Annotated in this window: 1 protein-coding gene; it reads right to left on the bottom strand. The window is 69.8% G+C overall.

Annotated features, from left to right (window positions below; all coding sequences use genetic code 11):
• A partial coding sequence (locus ACHFIV_RS33170; RefSeq protein ID WP_398976651.1) for an acyltransferase domain-containing protein occupies positions 1 to 1,038 on the bottom strand: 1,038 nt, incomplete at both ends.

The raw sequence follows: 1,038 nt of genomic DNA, 5'->3' as shown, positions 1-1,038 counted from the left end.
GCCACCCGATAACGCCAGGCGTCCACGGTGGACAGTTCACGCGACTGGCGACGCCATGACGACAAGACAGGCATGACCTCACGGAGCGGCCCGACTTCGGCCGAGTCCAGCGTCCTGGCCAGTGCGTCGAGGTCACCGCTCTCAACGGCGTCCCAGAAGCGGTGGTCCGACGTCGAGCTGGAGCTGTCCTGGTGCACGGGGGCGATCGGGGCAGGCTCCGGCCAGTAGCGCACGCGCTGGAAGGCGTAGGTCGGCAGCTCCACCCGCACGGCGCCCGAGGGCGCGAAATACGCGTCCCATGCGACGGGTACACCCCGCACGTGTGCCTCGGCCAGCGCCCGCACCAGCGACTGCGGTTCGTCACGGTCCTTGCGCAGCACGGGGGCGAAGGCCGCGTCCTCGACGCAGTCCTGGCCCATCGCGGACAGGACACCGTCCGGGCCCAGCTCCAGGAACGTGTCCACGCCCTGGTCCTTCAGGGTGCGCATGCCGTCGACGAAGCGGACCGCCTCACGGACGTGGCGCACCCAGTAGTCCGCCGAGCACAGCTCGTCGCCGGTCACGACCTGGCCGGTCACGTTGGACACGATGGCGATCTCGGGCCGGTGGAAGGCAAGCCCCTCGGCAACCGTGCGGAACTCCTCCAGCATGCCGTCCATGCGCGGCGAGTGGAACGCATGACTCACCCGCAGCCGCTTGGTCTTACGCCCCTCCGCCTCGAAACGAGCCGCGATCGCGAGCACGGCGTCCTCGTCACCCGAGACCACGGTGGATCGGGGCCCGTTGAGCGCGGCGACGGAGACGCCGTCGGTCAGCAGCGGCAGGACCTCGTCCTCCGTCGCCTGGAGCGAGGCCATCGCACCGCCCGCCGGCAACGCCTGCATCAAACGGCCCCGGGCCGCCACCAGCCGCGCCGCGTCCTCCAGCGACAACACCCCGGCCACATGCGCGGCCGACAACTCACCGATCGAATGTCCGAGTAGATAGTCGGGCTTGACACCCCACGAGGAAACGAGCCGGTACAAAGCCACTTCGAGC

Origin of the sequence: Streptomyces sp. ALB3 (assembly GCF_044385685.1) — a bacterium.
GTDB lineage: Bacteria > Actinomycetota > Actinomycetes > Streptomycetales > Streptomycetaceae > Streptomyces.
Note: the sequence above shows the minus strand (reverse complement) of the source record. Positions and strands in the feature narration are given on the sequence as shown.